11 protein-coding genes are annotated in these 14,726 nt (G+C 66.6%); 6 read left to right on the forward strand and 5 right to left on the reverse strand.

What is annotated here, in order from left to right; translation table 11 throughout:
* Window positions 1–60: 60 nt before the first annotated feature.
* Entirely contained in the window at window positions 61–240 is a 180-nt protein-coding gene (locus RTQ83_RS20625) for a DUF3606 domain-containing protein (RefSeq protein WP_312518748.1), read from the reverse strand.
* Window positions 241–427: 187 nt separating this feature from the next.
* On the opposite strand from RTQ83_RS20625, the gene RTQ83_RS20630 reads away from it, so the two are divergent.
* The 4 genes from RTQ83_RS20630 to RTQ83_RS20645 all read left to right on the forward strand — a co-directional run bounded on the left by RTQ83_RS20630 (window position 428) and on the right by RTQ83_RS20645 (window position 4,190).
* Window positions 428–748 (forward strand): thioredoxin family protein, encoded by a 321-nt coding sequence (locus tag RTQ83_RS20630; RefSeq protein ID WP_312518751.1) that lies wholly within the window; start codon window positions 428–430, stop codon window positions 746–748.
* Window positions 745–2,049, forward strand: a complete 1,305-nt coding sequence (locus tag RTQ83_RS20635) for an MFS transporter (RefSeq protein WP_312518754.1) — start codon at window positions 745–747, stop codon at window positions 2,047–2,049. The genes RTQ83_RS20630 and RTQ83_RS20635 overlap by 4 nt, the downstream gene beginning before the upstream one ends.
* On the forward strand, window positions 2,046–2,531 hold the full coding sequence (locus RTQ83_RS20640) for a GNAT family N-acetyltransferase (RefSeq protein WP_312518757.1): 486 nt from the start codon (window positions 2,046–2,048) through the stop codon (window positions 2,529–2,531). Before RTQ83_RS20635 ends, RTQ83_RS20640 begins: the two co-directional genes overlap by 4 nt.
* 303 nt (window positions 2,532–2,834) lie before the next feature.
* Entirely contained in the window at window positions 2,835–4,190 is a 1,356-nt protein-coding gene (locus tag RTQ83_RS20645) for a VWA domain-containing protein (protein WP_312518760.1), read from the forward strand.
* A gap of 82 nt (window positions 4,191–4,272) precedes the next feature.
* Here RTQ83_RS20645 and RTQ83_RS20650 read toward each other — a convergent pair whose 3' ends face one another.
* The 3 genes from RTQ83_RS20650 to RTQ83_RS20660 form a co-directional block, all read right to left on the reverse strand.
* A complete protein-coding gene (locus tag RTQ83_RS20650; protein ID WP_312518763.1) occupies window positions 4,273–6,552 on the reverse strand; it encodes a serine protease in 2,280 nt (759 codons plus the stop codon).
* Window positions 6,553–6,912: 360 nt separating this feature from the next.
* Window positions 6,913–7,728: a DUF481 domain-containing protein gene (locus RTQ83_RS20655; protein WP_312518766.1), complete on the reverse strand. Its 816-nt coding sequence runs from the start codon at window positions 7,726–7,728 to the stop codon at window positions 6,913–6,915.
* Window positions 7,729–7,912: 184 nt separating this feature from the next.
* On the reverse strand, window positions 7,913–9,205 hold the full coding sequence (locus RTQ83_RS20660; RefSeq protein ID WP_312518769.1) for an NCS2 family permease: 1,293 nt from the start codon (window positions 9,203–9,205) through the stop codon (window positions 7,913–7,915).
* Window positions 9,206–9,372: 167 nt separating this feature from the next.
* On the opposite strand from RTQ83_RS20660, the gene RTQ83_RS20665 reads away from it, so the two are divergent.
* Both RTQ83_RS20665 and RTQ83_RS20670 read left to right on the forward strand, forming a co-directional pair.
* Window positions 9,373–10,620, forward strand: a complete 1,248-nt coding sequence (locus RTQ83_RS20665; RefSeq protein WP_312518772.1) for a hypothetical protein — start codon at window positions 9,373–9,375, stop codon at window positions 10,618–10,620.
* Window positions 10,621–11,049: 429 nt separating this feature from the next.
* The gene (locus RTQ83_RS20670; protein WP_312518775.1) at window positions 11,050–12,225 is read left to right on the forward strand and encodes a glycosyltransferase; all 1,176 of its coding nucleotides are present in this window, start codon (window positions 11,050–11,052) and stop codon (window positions 12,223–12,225) included.
* A gap of 132 nt (window positions 12,226–12,357) precedes the next feature.
* Here the strand turns inward: RTQ83_RS20670 and RTQ83_RS20675 are convergent, their stop codons facing one another.
* Window positions 12,358–14,703 carry an ATP-binding protein gene (locus RTQ83_RS20675; protein WP_409456138.1) on the reverse strand — a complete coding sequence of 782 codons (2,346 nt, stop codon included), beginning with the start codon at window positions 14,701–14,703 and terminating at the stop codon, window positions 12,358–12,360.
* Window positions 14,704–14,726: the final 23 nt, after the last annotated feature.

Here is a 14,726-nt window from a genome sequence, read left to right on the forward strand (position 1 = left end):
GCCCGGGCAGGTGCCGGGCCGCGCGGGCCGATGTCGATCGGCCTGGCTACGGGCGCAGGATCAGTGGCGGCCCAGGTGCTCGCGCACCGCGCTCACGCTCGGGCCGACGTCGCGCACCGCGCGCTCGAGCTGCTCGCGGCTGACGCCGAGCGCCTCGGTCCAGTGACGCACTTCCCATTCTTCGTGCACGTTGATGCGCGAACGGTCTTGCTGACCACGGTCGTTGAGATTGTCGGACATGGTTACCTCCTATGCATAAGCCTGACTACAGCGTGACAGTGCAAGGCGGGGTCTTCCGTTAAGTGTCACACGCTCCGGACGATTTCGTGACAATCCCGGTGCATTGGCAGCGCCTGCGTGCTGCCGGCGCGGCGGTTTTGAGGTAGGCTTAGGGCGTTGATAGACCTATAACAGAGGAGACCGAGCCATGACCGCACCGTATGAAACCGCCCAGCCCGAACGCAGCAGCATCGACGCCACCCCCGGCGTGGTCGCGCTCGACTTCGGCACCAACTGGTGCGGCTATTGCCGCGCCGGCGAGCCGCTGATCGAGCAAGCCCTGGCCGACTATCCGCAGGCGCGCCATGTCAAGGTCGAGGACGGACCGGGACGGCCGCTGGGACGGTCGTTCCGCATCAAGCTGTGGCCGAGCGTGGTGGTGCTGAAGGATGGCCAGGAAGTGGCGCGCGTGGTGCGGCCCGACAGCGCCGATGCGGTGCGCGAAGCGCTGGCCAAGGCGGGCGCATGAGCGTGGGGTCTGCTCCGGCTGCACCTGCCGCGGGAACGGTGCCCGCGAACAAGCCGCGCACCGTCCTGTTTGCCAGCCTGATCGGCACCACGATCGAGTTCTACGACTTCTACATCTACGCCACCGCCGCGGTGCTGGTGTTTCCGCGGCTGTTCTTCCCGAGCGCCGATCCCGGCGCCGCCGTGCTGCAGTCGCTGGCGACCTTCGCCATCGCTTTTTTCGCGCGTCCAATCGGCTCGGCCGTATTCGGCCACTTCGGCGACCGCATCGGCAGGAAAGCAACGCTGGTGGCGGCGCTGCTGACCATGGGCGTGTCCACGGTGCTGATCGGCCTGCTGCCGACCTATGCCCAGGTGGGCGTGGCGGCGCCCTTGCTGCTGGCGCTGTGCCGTTTCGGCCAGGGGCTGGGCCTGGGCGGCGAATGGGGCGGGGCGGTGCTGCTGGCCACCGAGAACGCGCCGCCCGGCAAGCGCGCCTGGTACGGCATGTTCCCGCAACTGGGCGCGCCGATCGGCTTCTTCCTGTCCGGCGGCACCTTCCTGCTGCTGGGCGAACTGATGAGCGACGCGGCCTTTTTCAGCTATGGCTGGCGCATCCCGTTCCTGGCCAGCGCCCTGCTGGTGGCGGTCGGGCTGTACGTGCGGCTGAAGATCACCGAAACTCCGGATTTCCAGAAGGTCCTCGACAGCAAGGCGCGCGTGAAAGTGCCGATGGTAGCGGTGATGCGCGACCACCGGCGCGCCTTGGTGCTGGGCACCCTGATCGCACTGGCGACGTTCGTCGTGTTCTATCTGATGACCGTGTTCGCGCTCAGCTGGGGCACGGCGCAGCTGGGCTTCACGCGCCAGCAGTTCCTGCTGCTGCAGCTGTTCGCGGTGATCTTCTTTGCCCTGACGATTCCACCGTCGGCGCTGCTGGCCGACAGCAAAGGCCGGCGCACGGCGATGATGCTGGTGAGCGGGGCGATCGCGCTGTTCGGCTTGCTGTACGGGCCGTTTTTCGGTTCCGGCGGCTGGGTCGCGGTGACCTTCTTCATGGTGCTGGGCATGTGCCTGGTGGGCTTCACCTATGGTCCGCTGGGTACCCTGCTGGCCGAATTGTTCCCGGCCGAGGTGCGGTACACCGGTGCTTCGCTGACCTTCAATTTCGCCAGCATCCTGGGCGCTTCGCTGGCGCCGTATATCGCGATGTGGCTGGGGGCGAATTATGGGCTGGAATACGTCGGCTACTACCTGAGTGCGGCGGCGTTGATCAGCCTGTTGGCGCTGGTGTTGGCCGGCAGGCAGACGCGCGCCGCGTGACCACACAGCCAAGTCGCAGCTTCGGCCGGTGTTCCGCACGGACGCCCGAAGCGGGGGATCGGGCGTTTCTTTCGGCGCTGTATCTGGCCTGCCGTCCCGACCTGGGGGCGCTGCCGGTACCGCGCAGCGTCATCGAGGGCATCGCGCGTCATCAGGAAGGGCTGCGCGACGCCGGCTACGCAGTGCGCTATCCGCATCTCCAATCTTGGCTGCTGGAAGATGGGGGCAGGCCGGTGGCATGGGTGCTGCTGGCGCGGATGGATGGTGGCGTGCGGGTGGTGGATCTTGCAGTGGATGTTGGTCAGCGCAGGAAGGGCGTGGCACGTGCGGTGTTGCATGCCCTCCAGAGCGAGGAAGCAGCAATCGAACTGCGGGTACGCACTGGTAATGAGGTAGCGCGGGCGCTGTATGCGAGTCTGGGCTTTCGGGCCGTGGGCGACCAGGGCGAGGCGCTTGAGATGTGCTGGAGCCGGAATTGGTGATCGCAATGGCGGCGTATCTTCAGTGAGATGGCACGGGCAATAGCAAGGTCGGTTTGCGTTGAAATAAAACGTAACTAACCAACATCGAAAATCCCGCCCCAAAATCACACACGCCAACACTTACAACAACATTCCGACTCTTCAAGAAGCCACCAAAACAAGGTCGGCAGCCATACGATACGCATCGACAAAGGGAAAGCGATCCCACCGATATCGCGCCCCCTTGTAGACAACGAACTCATCAGCCAGAATGCGCAGGGCAGGCAAGCCCATCGGCTTGCTTCGCACCTACCAGGAGGCAGCATGCGACAACTCTCTCGTGGCGAACGCCTGCCACTGACCCAACACGTACCGGGCGGCATGCTGCAAGTCGGCTTGGCAGTCCAGGGGCTGGCGCTCGATTTCGCCTGTTTCGCGCTCGACGCCGGCGGCAAGCTGGCCGACGAGCGCTACATGACGTTCTTCAACCAGCCGGCTTCGCCATGCGGCGCGGTCGCCCTCGGACCGGTCGGTGGAGAGCGGGACGGCTTTCGTTTCGATCTCGGCCGCTTGCCGGCCTGGGTCGAGCGCCTGACGATCGTGGCCAGCACCGACGGCGCCGCGATGTCGCAGCTTGGCACCGGCAGTCTGCGCCTGCATGGACCGGACGGCGAGTTCGCGCAGTTCTCGTTCGGCGGCGCCGATTTCGCGCAGGAGCGCGCCGTGATGCTGGGCGACGTGTACCGCAAGGACGGTCAATGGCGCTTCATGGCCGTGGGCCAGGGTTTCAATGGCGGGCTGGATGCGCTGGTGCGCCATTTCGGCGGCACGGTGGCCGACGCGCCGGCCGCGAGCACGCCACCCGCGCCGATCTCTGCCGCTGCGGCCGCAAGCGGCTCAGGCGCCCCGTCCAGCGTCAATCTGGAAAAACGGGTGCAGCAGGCCGCGCCCCAGCTGGTCAGCCTGGTGAAGTCGGCCGGCGTCTCGCTGGCCAAGGCCGGCTTGTCCGGCCATCGCGCCAAGGTGTGCCTGGTGCTCGATATCTCCGGCTCGATGAGCGCGCTGTACCGCAGCGGCGCGGTGCAGGCGTTCGCCGAACGCATCCTGGCGCTCGGCTGCCGTTTCGACGACGACGGCGAGATCGACGTCTTCCTGTTCGGCAAGCACGTGCACCAGGGCGCGCCGATGGGTCTGTCGAACTGGAGCGATTACATCGCGAAGATGGTGGCACGTCATCCGCTGGAAGGCGATACCCGCTATGGCGCCGCCATCGAGACGGTGCGGCGCCATTATTTTCCGGACAGTGGCGGCGGCACGCGCACGGCGCCGCACCGGGCACAGGTGCCGGTGTACGTCATGTTCGTCACCGACGGCTCGACTTCCGACAAGCCACTGACCGAGCGCCAGATTCGCTGGGCCAGCCATGAGCCGATCTTCTGGCAGTTCATGGGCATCGGCAAGGGCCGCAAATCGAAGAGCAAGAAGCTGCTCAGCTACGCCGATTCCGATTTTCCTTTCCTCGAAAAGCTGGACGAACTCGACGGCCGCCTGATCGACAACGCCGACTTCTTTTCGGTGGCGGCGCCAAACGAGCATTCCGACGATGCTCTGTACGACCTGTTGATGACCGAGTATCCGGGATGGGTGGCACAGGCGAAGCGGCACGGCCTGATCGGCTAGCCGTGCATTCGATCCCCGCCATCGCGGGCCCGGCCGGTCACCCGGCGCGGCCCCGCGATGTTCAGGTAACGCTTGCCGCCATTCATTTGCACTCGTAGCAGATGCGTGCCCGCGTCATCGGCGTGCGCGTCGTGTGCAGTTGATACAACCTGCCTGCCGCGCCCGCGGCAAGACGCCCGGTGGCCGGATTGTTGTCATGCATCTGCCAGCCCGGGCACGAGGCGCCGCTGCAGGTCGCGCCGGTCGAACGCCACACCCGGCCGCTGTTGTGCAGCTGATAGAGATCGCCGCCGTCGGCGTAAATGGCGATGGTGGCGGGGTTGTTGTCCAACATTTGCCAACCCGGACAGGATGCGCCGGTGCACGGCGCGCCGGTCGAGCGCCAGATCCTGCCGTTGCCGTGCATCTGATACAGGCGGGTGCCGGCGGCAATCGCGACCGTGGCAGGATTGTTGTCGAACATCTGCCAGCCCGGGCAAGAACTGCCGCTGCACGGCGTGCCCGTGAAGAGCCAGACGCGGCCGGTGCTGTGCAGCTGGTACAGCCGGCCGCCGCCGGCGCTGATGGCGACCGTCGCGCCGTTATTGTCCAGCAGCTGCCAGCCGGGGCAGGATACGCCGCTGCAGGGCACACCCGTGTGGCGCCAGATGCGGCCGTTATTATGCAGCTGGTACAGCTGGCCGCCGTCGGCGACGATGGCGACGGTCGCCGGATTATTGTCCAGCAGTTGCCAGCCCGGGCACGAGGCGCCGCTGCAGGGCACGCCGGTGTAGCGCCAGATGCGGCGGTTATTGTGCAGCTGGTACAGCTGGGCGCCATCGGTTTCGATGGCGATGGTATTCGGATTGTTGTCCAGCATTTGCCAGCCGGGACAAGAACTGCCGCTGCACGGGGTGCCGGTCGAGCGCCAGATGCGGCCGTTGCTGTGCAGCTGGTACAGCTGCGTACCGCCGGCGGCGATCCTCACGGTCGCGACGTTGTTGTCGTACAGTTGCCAGCCCGGGCAGGAGTTGCCGCTGCAGGCCTGGCCGGTCGACCGCCACACCTTGCCCGAGCCGCCCGCGCTTACCGCGTTCCAGGTAGTGACATTGCGAAAGCTGGTGCCGGCATTGGTGCCGCCGGCCGCGCTGCAGCCGCCGTTGGTATGGATGCCGATCGCGGTATTCGTGCCTTCCACGATCACCGGGCTGCCCGAATTGCCGCCCTGGGTGTCGACGTCGTAGCGTAGCACGCCGTTGCTGGGGCCGCCCGTGTTTTGCGTGAGCGAGCGCACGTGGGTCTGCTGGGTCTGGTTCTGGGCGTTGCGCGGCCCGCCGGCGCCGAAGTTCGGTGCCGGTCCGTCGACGCCGTGGCCGGTGATCCGCACCTGCTGCGGATTGTCCGAATTCGACAGCTGGAAGGTGGCTCCTTGCGCCGCCGCCGGCATCAGGCCGGTCTCGGTGTTCGGCAACACCTCGAATACTGCCCAGTCGTTGCCGACGCCGCCGTTCTGGCTGTTGATCGTGGCCGCGACCACGCGGTACTGGTCACGCACCGCCGGCGCCACCGGTGTGCCGTCCGCGCGCGAGGCCGGCACCCGGAACTGCACCGTCTGGGTGGCCGAACTGATGCAGTGGCCGGCGGTCACCAGGCGTCCGCCGGTGATCAGCCAGCCTGTGCAGCCGATCGGCATGATGCGTCCGACCCGCACATTGCTGGAGGCGACGCGGTCGTCGGTGGTCCCGCAGATCGATTCCTGGCCGCCTTCCAGCTGCTGCAGCAACCCCTGGATGCGCAGCTCGCGCAGGTCGTCGGGGATGAAGCGCCGGATATCCGGACCCAGCAGCTGACGCAGCCCGCGCGGCAGGGCGGTCTCGGCGGCGGCGGCGTTGGTGGTTGCCGAAGCGGCCGAGGCTGGCAAGCCGATGATGATTTCCTTGACGTTGGCCGAGATCTGCGCCGCGCCCGCCGTCCCTTTGAGGGTGACGCGCAGTTCGGCGCCGTTGAAGGTCGCGCTCAGGCCGCCCCAGGAATCGATCTGCGTCTGGGTGAAGCTCTGGCTCTGGCCATTGGCGCCGGTAATGGTCAGCACGCCCTTCGGACCGAGCTGGACGTCGGAAAACTGCAGCTGCAGCCAGGATGCGCCGGGAATGGCGATGCGTTTCTCGCCCGCAGCAAGCGGGCTGAACATCGACGTCATCGCTTCAGGGGCGGCGTTTGCCGGCACCACCGCGCGCAGCGCCGGCGCCGGCTGGCCCCAGGCCGGGTTGCCCGCGCCCGCAACCAGCAGGCTCAGCAAAAGGCCGAACAGCAGGGCGATCCTGCCGAGCGAATACGTGAGATAGCGCGTGAGATAGCGACTGCTACAACTTGTCGAGACCATTTTCTTCACCTTTTACGCTGTTGCGACAATGACGCGCACCGGTTGTCCGGACGCGCGCGGACCGGCGAATGCACACGGCGATTCGCCCATCGGCAAACAGGCATGGAGGCGAGCAGGCACGCGGCCCGGCAGGCAAACGATGTCGTTCGAATGAAGCAGGTCGAATCGTCACCTGTATTGACGCCGGCCGCACCCCGATAGTTTTATCCGACGGTGGCGGCGAGGGCGCCGACAGCGACGCTCTTGATAAGGATCAGGAAGAGGAAGATACCGCGGAACCGAATGATCCCGCGGCTAAATGTTGCCTACGCCAGGCCGGGAAACGGCGCGGCGGTTCGAAGACCAGCTGGCGAATATGCCTTAGAACGAATACACCATCGTCAGCGAAGTCTGGGTATCGGTGTTCTTCTTGTCGTCCGGGACACTGGTGTCGTTGCGGATCGAGAAGCCGGCCTTCATCTGCATGGTGCCGTTGATCTTGGTGCTGAGCGACGTCTCGGCCACCGAGTGGGTGTTCGAGGTGCCTTTTTCGACGCTGACGGTTTGCGAGAAGAACGCCGACGGGCTGACCTGCCAGCGGAACTGGGCCGCGCCGCGCACGGTCAGGCCGTCTTCTTCCTCGCCGGTCTCGCGTTCGCCGGCGAAGTAGCCAGGACCGATTTCCACGTCCAGCGTCTTGTCCGGACGCGTCAGCCAGCGCGAACCGTAACCGACGGCCAGCGTCGAGTAGCGGGTGTAGGCGCCGAACTTGTCGTTGACGTGGCTGCCGAGGACGAAGGCGCGGCGGCCGTCGCGCAGCAGCTTGAGCGAAGCCTTGGCCGAGGTGGCCCAGCGCTCGGCCGAGCGCACGTGCTCGCGCTCGCCGTTGTCGTTCTCGTACTCGTCTTCCTTGAAGTAGCCGCTGACCAGGAATTCATGGCTCCAGCGCGGCGTTTCGTGGCGGGCATCGATCTTGCCAGTGACCGAGGTGCCGGTGGTGTTGCCCGAGGTGCTGATCGCACCCAGCTCGGCCGAGGTGAACCAGCCGCCATCGGGAATGGCCGGCTTGACCACCGTGAGCGGCGCGTGGACGTCGATCACTTGAGGAAGATCGGGGGAGGCGCATGCCGCGCCGTGCAGGCCGGCCATGGCCACAGCCAGGGCAAGCGCAGGGATCGGTAAGGATTTCATCAGCATCTGTGCGGCCGACTCTCGCGTGAAACATCGTGCAAAAGCGGTCCGGCCCGTCGTTGGTGGAAAGTACGCGGCCGCCTGGGCGTCGCGGATTGGCGGACATTGTATCCCAAAGACAGCGAGATGCCATGCATTCGAGCATGTTTCGTGCGCGGGCATCTTGCTGTCAAGTATCTTTGCCTTGGCCCTAGGTGCCGACGTAGACGATCTTGAACAGGAACAGCGCCGCGATCACCCACACCACCGGCTTGACCGTGCGCGCCCGACCGGTCAGCAGCTTGAGCGCGGCATAGGTGATGAAACCGAAGGCAATGCCTTCCGCGATCGAATACGTGAACGGCATGCCGAGCGCGGTGACGGCGGCCGGGATGCTCTCGGTGGTGTCGCCCCATTCGACTTCGCTCAGGTCGGCCAGCATCAGGCAGGCCACGAACAGCAGCGCCGGCGCGGTGGCGTAGGTCGGCACGGCGGAGGCCAGCGGCGCGATGAACAGGCAGGCCAGGAACAGCGCCGCCACCGTCAGCGCGGTGAGGCCGGTGCGGCCGCCCGCCTGTACGCCCGAAGCGCTCTCCAGATAGGCGGTGGTGCTCGAGGTGCCGAGCACGCTGCCGGCCAGGATCGCGCCGCTGTCGGCCAGCAGGGCGCGGTTCATGCGGTGCATCTTGCCCTCGACCAGCAGCCCGGCGCGGCGCGCCACGCCCATCAGGGTGCCGGTGGCGTCGAACAATTCGACCAGGAAGAACACCAGCACCACGTTCAGGATGCCGGCCGCCCGCGCGCCCTTGATATCGAGGTGGAACAGGGTCGGTTCGATCGACGGCGGCACCGAGAACACGCCACGGTAGGTATTGCCGCCGAAGAAAAAGCTGAGCACGGTGACCAGCACGATGCCGATCAGGATCGCGCCACGCACGCGCAAGCGGTCGAGCGCGACGATCACCACGAAACCGGCCGCTGCCATCATTGCCGCCGGCTGGTGCAGGTCGCCGGCCTTGACCAGCGTGTTTTCGTTGGCCACCACGATGCCGGCGTTCTTCAGCGCGATCAGCGCCAGGAACATGCCCAGGCCGACCGTGATCCCGACCCGCATCGAGCGCGGAATGCCGTCCACGATCATGCCGCGCAGGCCGACCAGGGTCACCACCACGAACAGGCAGCCCGAGATGAACACCGCGCCCAGCGCGGCTTGCCAGCCGATCCCCATGCCGCCCACCACCGCATAGGCGAAATACGCGTTCAGGCCCATGCCGGGCGCCATCGCGATCGGATAGTTGGCGTACAGGCCCATCAGCGCGGTGCCGAGCGCGGCGACCAGGCAGGTGGCGACGAACACCGAGTCCTTCGGCATGCCGGCGTCGCCCAGGATCGAGGGGTTGACGAAAATGATGTACACCATCGTGAGGAAGGTGGTGAGGCCGGCCACCAGTTCGGTGCGCACGTCGGTGTGGTTATCGCGGAGTTTGAAAAGTCGGTCGAGCATGGGCGCGGGTGAAAAATGAAGCGGCCGGCGTGCACGTCCGGGCGGCACGCCGTGGTTGGCCCGAAGCTTAACACCGCGCGAGCCCGAGCGTGCGCGGCCATTCAGGTGGCCGCAAGGACGGTTCCCGGTGATACCATGCCAACTCAATCAATTTCTTCAAGTACGACATGTCCAAGAACAAGCGTCCCGCTCCCCGCACCTCGAACAATACCCGCGAACCGGACACCGATGCCCAGGCCCGCCAGCTGGCCGACCTGGCCCTGGAAATCGCCGAACGCGAGGATGCGGCGGCGGCCGGTCTCGGCCCGATCGAGGACGAGGATCCGGACGCCGCGCTGACGGTCGCGGTGCGGCGTGCAGTGCGCAAGGGCGGCAAGAAGGGCGCCGATGCGGTGCTGTACGAAGCCATCGAGCTGGCGCGCTACACCGACCCGCTGGCCTGCCGCCTGCTGCGCGCGCGCATCGAGGAAGAGGCCGCCACCTGGCGCTTCCGGCGCGACGCCAACGGGGCCGGCGACGGCCCGGAATACGAGATCGACGCCTTCCTGGTGCCGCTGTTCGTGCGCAGCCAGGGCGGCTTGGTGGCGCAGGAAACCTTCCAGGACGAACAGGCCTTTGGCCTGCTCGCGGCCAGTTTCCAGGAAGCCGGCCTCGACAGCAAACAGGCGAAAGTGGTGCTGCTGCAGCACGCCTTCGACCTGGCCGAGATCGACCACATCGGCTACGGCGCGCTGCACGAGATGCTGCGCGAAGCGGCCAGCTCGCTGCTCGACAAGAAGCTGCAGCCGGCGCCGACCATCGAAGCGAGCATGCGTGGCTGGACCGGCGAGCCGGTGGCGCCGGACGAAACCGCGCTCGAGCTGCGCTTCCTGCTCGGCTTCTCGCTCAAGCGCGCCGACGATCCGTTCTACCGCGTTCCCGCCGACGAAACCGGCAGCGACGCCTATTTCGCCGAGCGCATGGCGCGCTACCGCGCCTGGACCGAAGAAGCGGCTGCCTCGGTAGCGCGCTGCCTGGCGCGCGATCCGGCGCGGCTGGAGCTGAACTTCCTGTACCAGGACCTGTTCTACGGCGCCAAGGAACAGGCGGTGGCCGAACTGGCCACGCTCGGCCTGCTGGCCGAAGCCAAGCGCCTGCTGGCGGCCAAGGACCTGGCGCCGGATGCCGTCCACGCCACCGTGGCGCCGCTCGACATGGGCGAGCACGTGCTGCTGCGCGCCAACCTTTACGCGCTCGACGGCGGCCGGCCGTGGGGCAGCGTCGAGAAACCGGTCGACCTGGCGGCCGACCTGGCGCATGAGGTCGACGAACTGTGCGATGCGTTGCTGTCGCTTGGCCTGGAAGGGGTGTCGGTAGCGACGGGCTTCAGCGAAGACGGCCACGCCGAGGGCGCCGAACCCTACCATCCGGCTTAAGTCCGCAGCGGCCGCGGTTCCCGGTTCGTGCCTCGAGGGCGCGTCCGGGAACGCCGGAAACCGGCATTTCCGGCTGGCCGAGGCTGGCGAAAAATCAAAAAAATGCCAAATTCTCGTAGTTGCTTTCCGCGTCAAAGTGTAGGAAGCCCCCTACAGCACGGGGTATAAAAGCCGGACTCTCCCTATGAAACTCATCCATACGCATCCGCTGATGAGTTTCCTTTTATGCAATGTTGCTCCGCATAAATGGAAATATTGGGAAAATTGCATGTTACGATTCTGAGGTCGGCCAGGTTCCCGCTACAAGCGGCCCACGCCGCGCAGTGCGTCGCCCGATCGCGATCGCTCGCCGCGGCGTCCAGAGAGAGAAGAACTGGCCACTCTGACATTGCCAACAACTACACCGCCAGCAGGCGAAAGGAAACCAACATGCCGACCCTCATCGTGTTTTGCCACCTCCGCTGGGATTTCGTGTTCCAGCGCCCCCAGCACCTGATGACCCGTCTGGCCGAACACTACAACATCCTCTTCGTCGAAGAGCCGATGCATACCGAGGGTGAGGCACGTCTGGAAAAAAACCAAGTTGCCGCGAACATCACGGTCTGCCGCCCGCACACCCCGATCCACCAGTTCGGCTTCCATGACGACCAGCTGCCGGTCCTGCAGACCCTGCTGGCCGACCTGGTGCCGGCGGACGAGTCGCCGATCGTCTGGTTCTACACCCCGATGGCACTGCCGCTGCTGCAGCTGTTCAAGCCGTCGAAAGTCATCTACGACTGCATGGATGAACTGGCCGCATTCAAGAACGCACCGAAGCAGCTGCTGCAGCGCGAAAGCGCACTGCTGAACATCGCCGACGTCGTCTTCACCGGCGGCCCGAGCCTGTACGAATCGAAGCGCGACCGCCACGCCAACGCCCACTGCTTCTCGAGCAGCGTCGACGCCAAGCACTTCCGCCAGGCGCAGGACGCGTCGATCTCGCACCCGGAACAAGCCAATATCCTGCATCCGCGCCTGGGCTTCTACGGCGTCATCGACGAGCGCTTCGACACCGAGCTGGTCAAGGCCATGGCCGACAAGCATCCGGAATGGCAGATCGTGCTGGTCGGCCCGGTCGTCAAGATCGACCCGGCCACGCTGCCGAAGCAGCCGAACGTGCATTACATGGGCCAGCGCACCTATGACCAGCTGCCGCAGTTCCTGGCCGGCTGGGACGTCTGCCTGCTGCCGTTCGCGATGAACGAATCGACCAAGTTCATCAGCCCGACCAAGGTGCTGGAATACATGGCGGCCGAGAAGCCATCGGTGTCGACTCCGATCACCGACGTCAAGGTGCCATACGGCGACGTGGTCGAGATCGCGGAAAGCTACGACGACTACATCGCCGCCTGCGAACGCCAGCTGGCCCTGAGCGACGACGCCCGCGCAACCATGGCCCAGCGCATGCGCGAAGTCGTGGCCGGCACCTCGTGGGACCGTACCGCGTCGCGCATGCACGAACTGATCGAAAGCGCCGTGCAGAGCAACAAGGTCGAGCGTTTCTTCGCCACCGGCCAGCAGGATGAAGCACCGGTGCAGGTCGAGAAAGTCGCTGTCGCCGGTTGATGCGGAGGGCGCAGGCCCACCAAACGCATGATGAAACGCCGTTCCCGTGCCAATGCGGGAACGGCGTTTTTACGTTAACGCATGAAGCAGACATGAAGCAGACAGGAAGCAGGTGAGCACTGCACCGATGGCCTACAACGCCCCCAGCACTTCCTCGATCGCTTCAAGCGTCGCCGGCTTGGTCAGATGCCGGTCGAACCCCGCCGCCGCTGTGCGTTCGCGGTCGGCCGCGCCGCCCCAGCCGGTCAGCGCCACCAGTCGCACGCCATCGTAGCGCCGGTCCTGGCGGATCGCCGCCGCCACCTCGTAGCCCGACATCCCCGGCATTCCCAGATCCAGGAACATCACCTGCGGCATCAAACTGGCCAGCATGCGCAGCGCCTGGTGGCCGTCGTTGGCGACCGGGGCGCTGTGCCCCAGCAGGTTGAGCAGCGCGGCCAGGGTCTCGGCGGCGTCGCGGTTGTCGTCCACCACCAGCACGCGCAGGGAGGCGCGGTCGGCCTCGTCGAGATCCGCGGCCGGGGCCGGTTCGATTGCGGCCGGCTGAGGCGGCAGCAAGGGCAGGCGCACGGTGAACACGCTGCCGGCATTGGTGCCGGCGCTGGCCGCCTGCACCGTGCCGCCGTGCAGTTCGACCAGGCTGCGCACCAGCGACAGGCCGATGCCGAGCCCGCCCGATCCGGGCTGCTGGGTCTGGCCGACCTGGGTGAACATCCTGAATACCGCTTCCAGTGCTTCCGGTGCGATGCCGATGCCGTTGTCCGACACCGCCACCACCGCCTGGTCGCCATCGCGCTCGGCCGCGAGCACGATGCGTCCGCCCTTCGGGGTGTAGCGCGCGGCGTTGTTGAGCAGATTGCTGACGACCTGGGTCAGGCGCGTGGGGTCGGCGTCCAGCATCAACGGCTCGGACGGCAGGCGCACGTCGAGCTGGTGGCGCGCCGCTTCGATCAGCGGCAAGCTGGTTTCGACCGCCGCCGACAGGATCGCCGCCAGGTCGACCCGTTCGCGCCGCAGCGCGATCTGGCCGCGCGTGATGCGCGCCACGTCCAGCAGGTCGTCCACCAGGTTCACCAAATGGCCAAGCTGGCGTTCCATGATCTCGTGCACGCGCGCCACGCCGGCCGCGCCCTGCGCATCGCCCGGCGCGCGCCGGATGAACTGCAGGCCGCTGCGGATCGGCGCCAGCGGGTTGCGCAGCTCGTGCGCCAGCGTGGCCAGGAATTCGGTTTTCAGGCGGTTCGCTTCCGACAGGTCGTGCGCCATCTTGCGCAGCGCTTCCTCGGAGTTGCGGCGCGCGCTGATGTCGTTGAACAGCACCGCCACCCGGCGCTGCTCGGGCGCGCCCAGGCGCGTGGCGTACACGTCGTACCAGCGTCCCAGTGCGCTCGCTTCGTTCTCGAAGCGCACCGGCACGCCGGTCTCGGCCACGCGGCCGTAGATATCGAACCAGTGCTGTTCGTGCTGCGGCGCCATCTGGCGGATGGTCTTGCCGACCGCGTCCACCAGTCCGGTATGCTTGATGAAGGCCGGGTTGGCTTCCACGAACAGGTAGTCGCATGGTTTACCCGCCTCGTCGTACAGCATGTCGATCACGCACAGGCCTTCGTCGATTGAGTCGAACACGGTGCGGTAGCGTTCCTCGGTGGCGGCCAGTTCCTGCTCGGCCTCGAGCTGCCGGGTGGCGTCGATCACCACGCCGCGCAGTTCGCGCGCGGCGCCGTCGCGGTCATGTTCGACGTGCCCGCGCGCGATCACCCAGCGCCAGCTGGCCCCGGGCCGGCGCACGCGGTAGGTCGAGGCATAGCTGCCGTTGGTCTCGACCGCGTGCGCGATCTGGGCCTGGGTCTGGCCGACGTCGTCGGGGTGGATCGCCGCCAGGTAGGCGGACAGCGGGGCGCGTCCGCGGGCGTCGAACGGCACCCCGAACAGGTCGGCCATGCGCATGTCGGCATCGACCCGGTCGGCACCGATCTCCCAGGTCCAGATGCCCAGCTCGGCAGCCTCGATGATGCTTTCCAGGCGCGCCTGGGTCTGCACCAGCGCCAGCTCGGCGCGGCGGCGCTCGACCTGGCTGTCGAAGGCATCGATGTAGAAGCGCGCCTTGGCGCGCAGGATGGTCGGCGACAGCGGTTCGTGCAGTACCGCGATCGCGCCGGCTTCGTACAGCAGTTCTTCGGCAAACGGCGCCGGCAGCGGCAGGCCGATCGCCACCAGCGGGGTATGGCTGGTGCGCCGGTGGCCGCGCAGGCCGCGCAGCGCCGCCAGCATGCCCTCGGTGTCGCCCGAATAGCCCACCAGGATCAGGGCGAAGTCGCGTTCTTCGATCTTTGCCAGGGCGTCGTCCAGCGAAAAAGCGCGCTCGACGGTCTGGCCCAGCTCGGCGGCCACCTCGGTCAGCAGCGGATCGGCGATCTCGCGCCGGCAAACGAACAGGATACTGCTGCGGCCTGGGGAAACTGTGGCCACGGTCAGCATGAGGCGCCGCCTGGCGCCGGGGA

Origin of the sequence: Massilia sp. (assembly GCF_031995545.1) — a bacterium.
Lineage (GTDB): Bacteria > Pseudomonadota > Gammaproteobacteria > Burkholderiales > Burkholderiaceae_D > Telluria.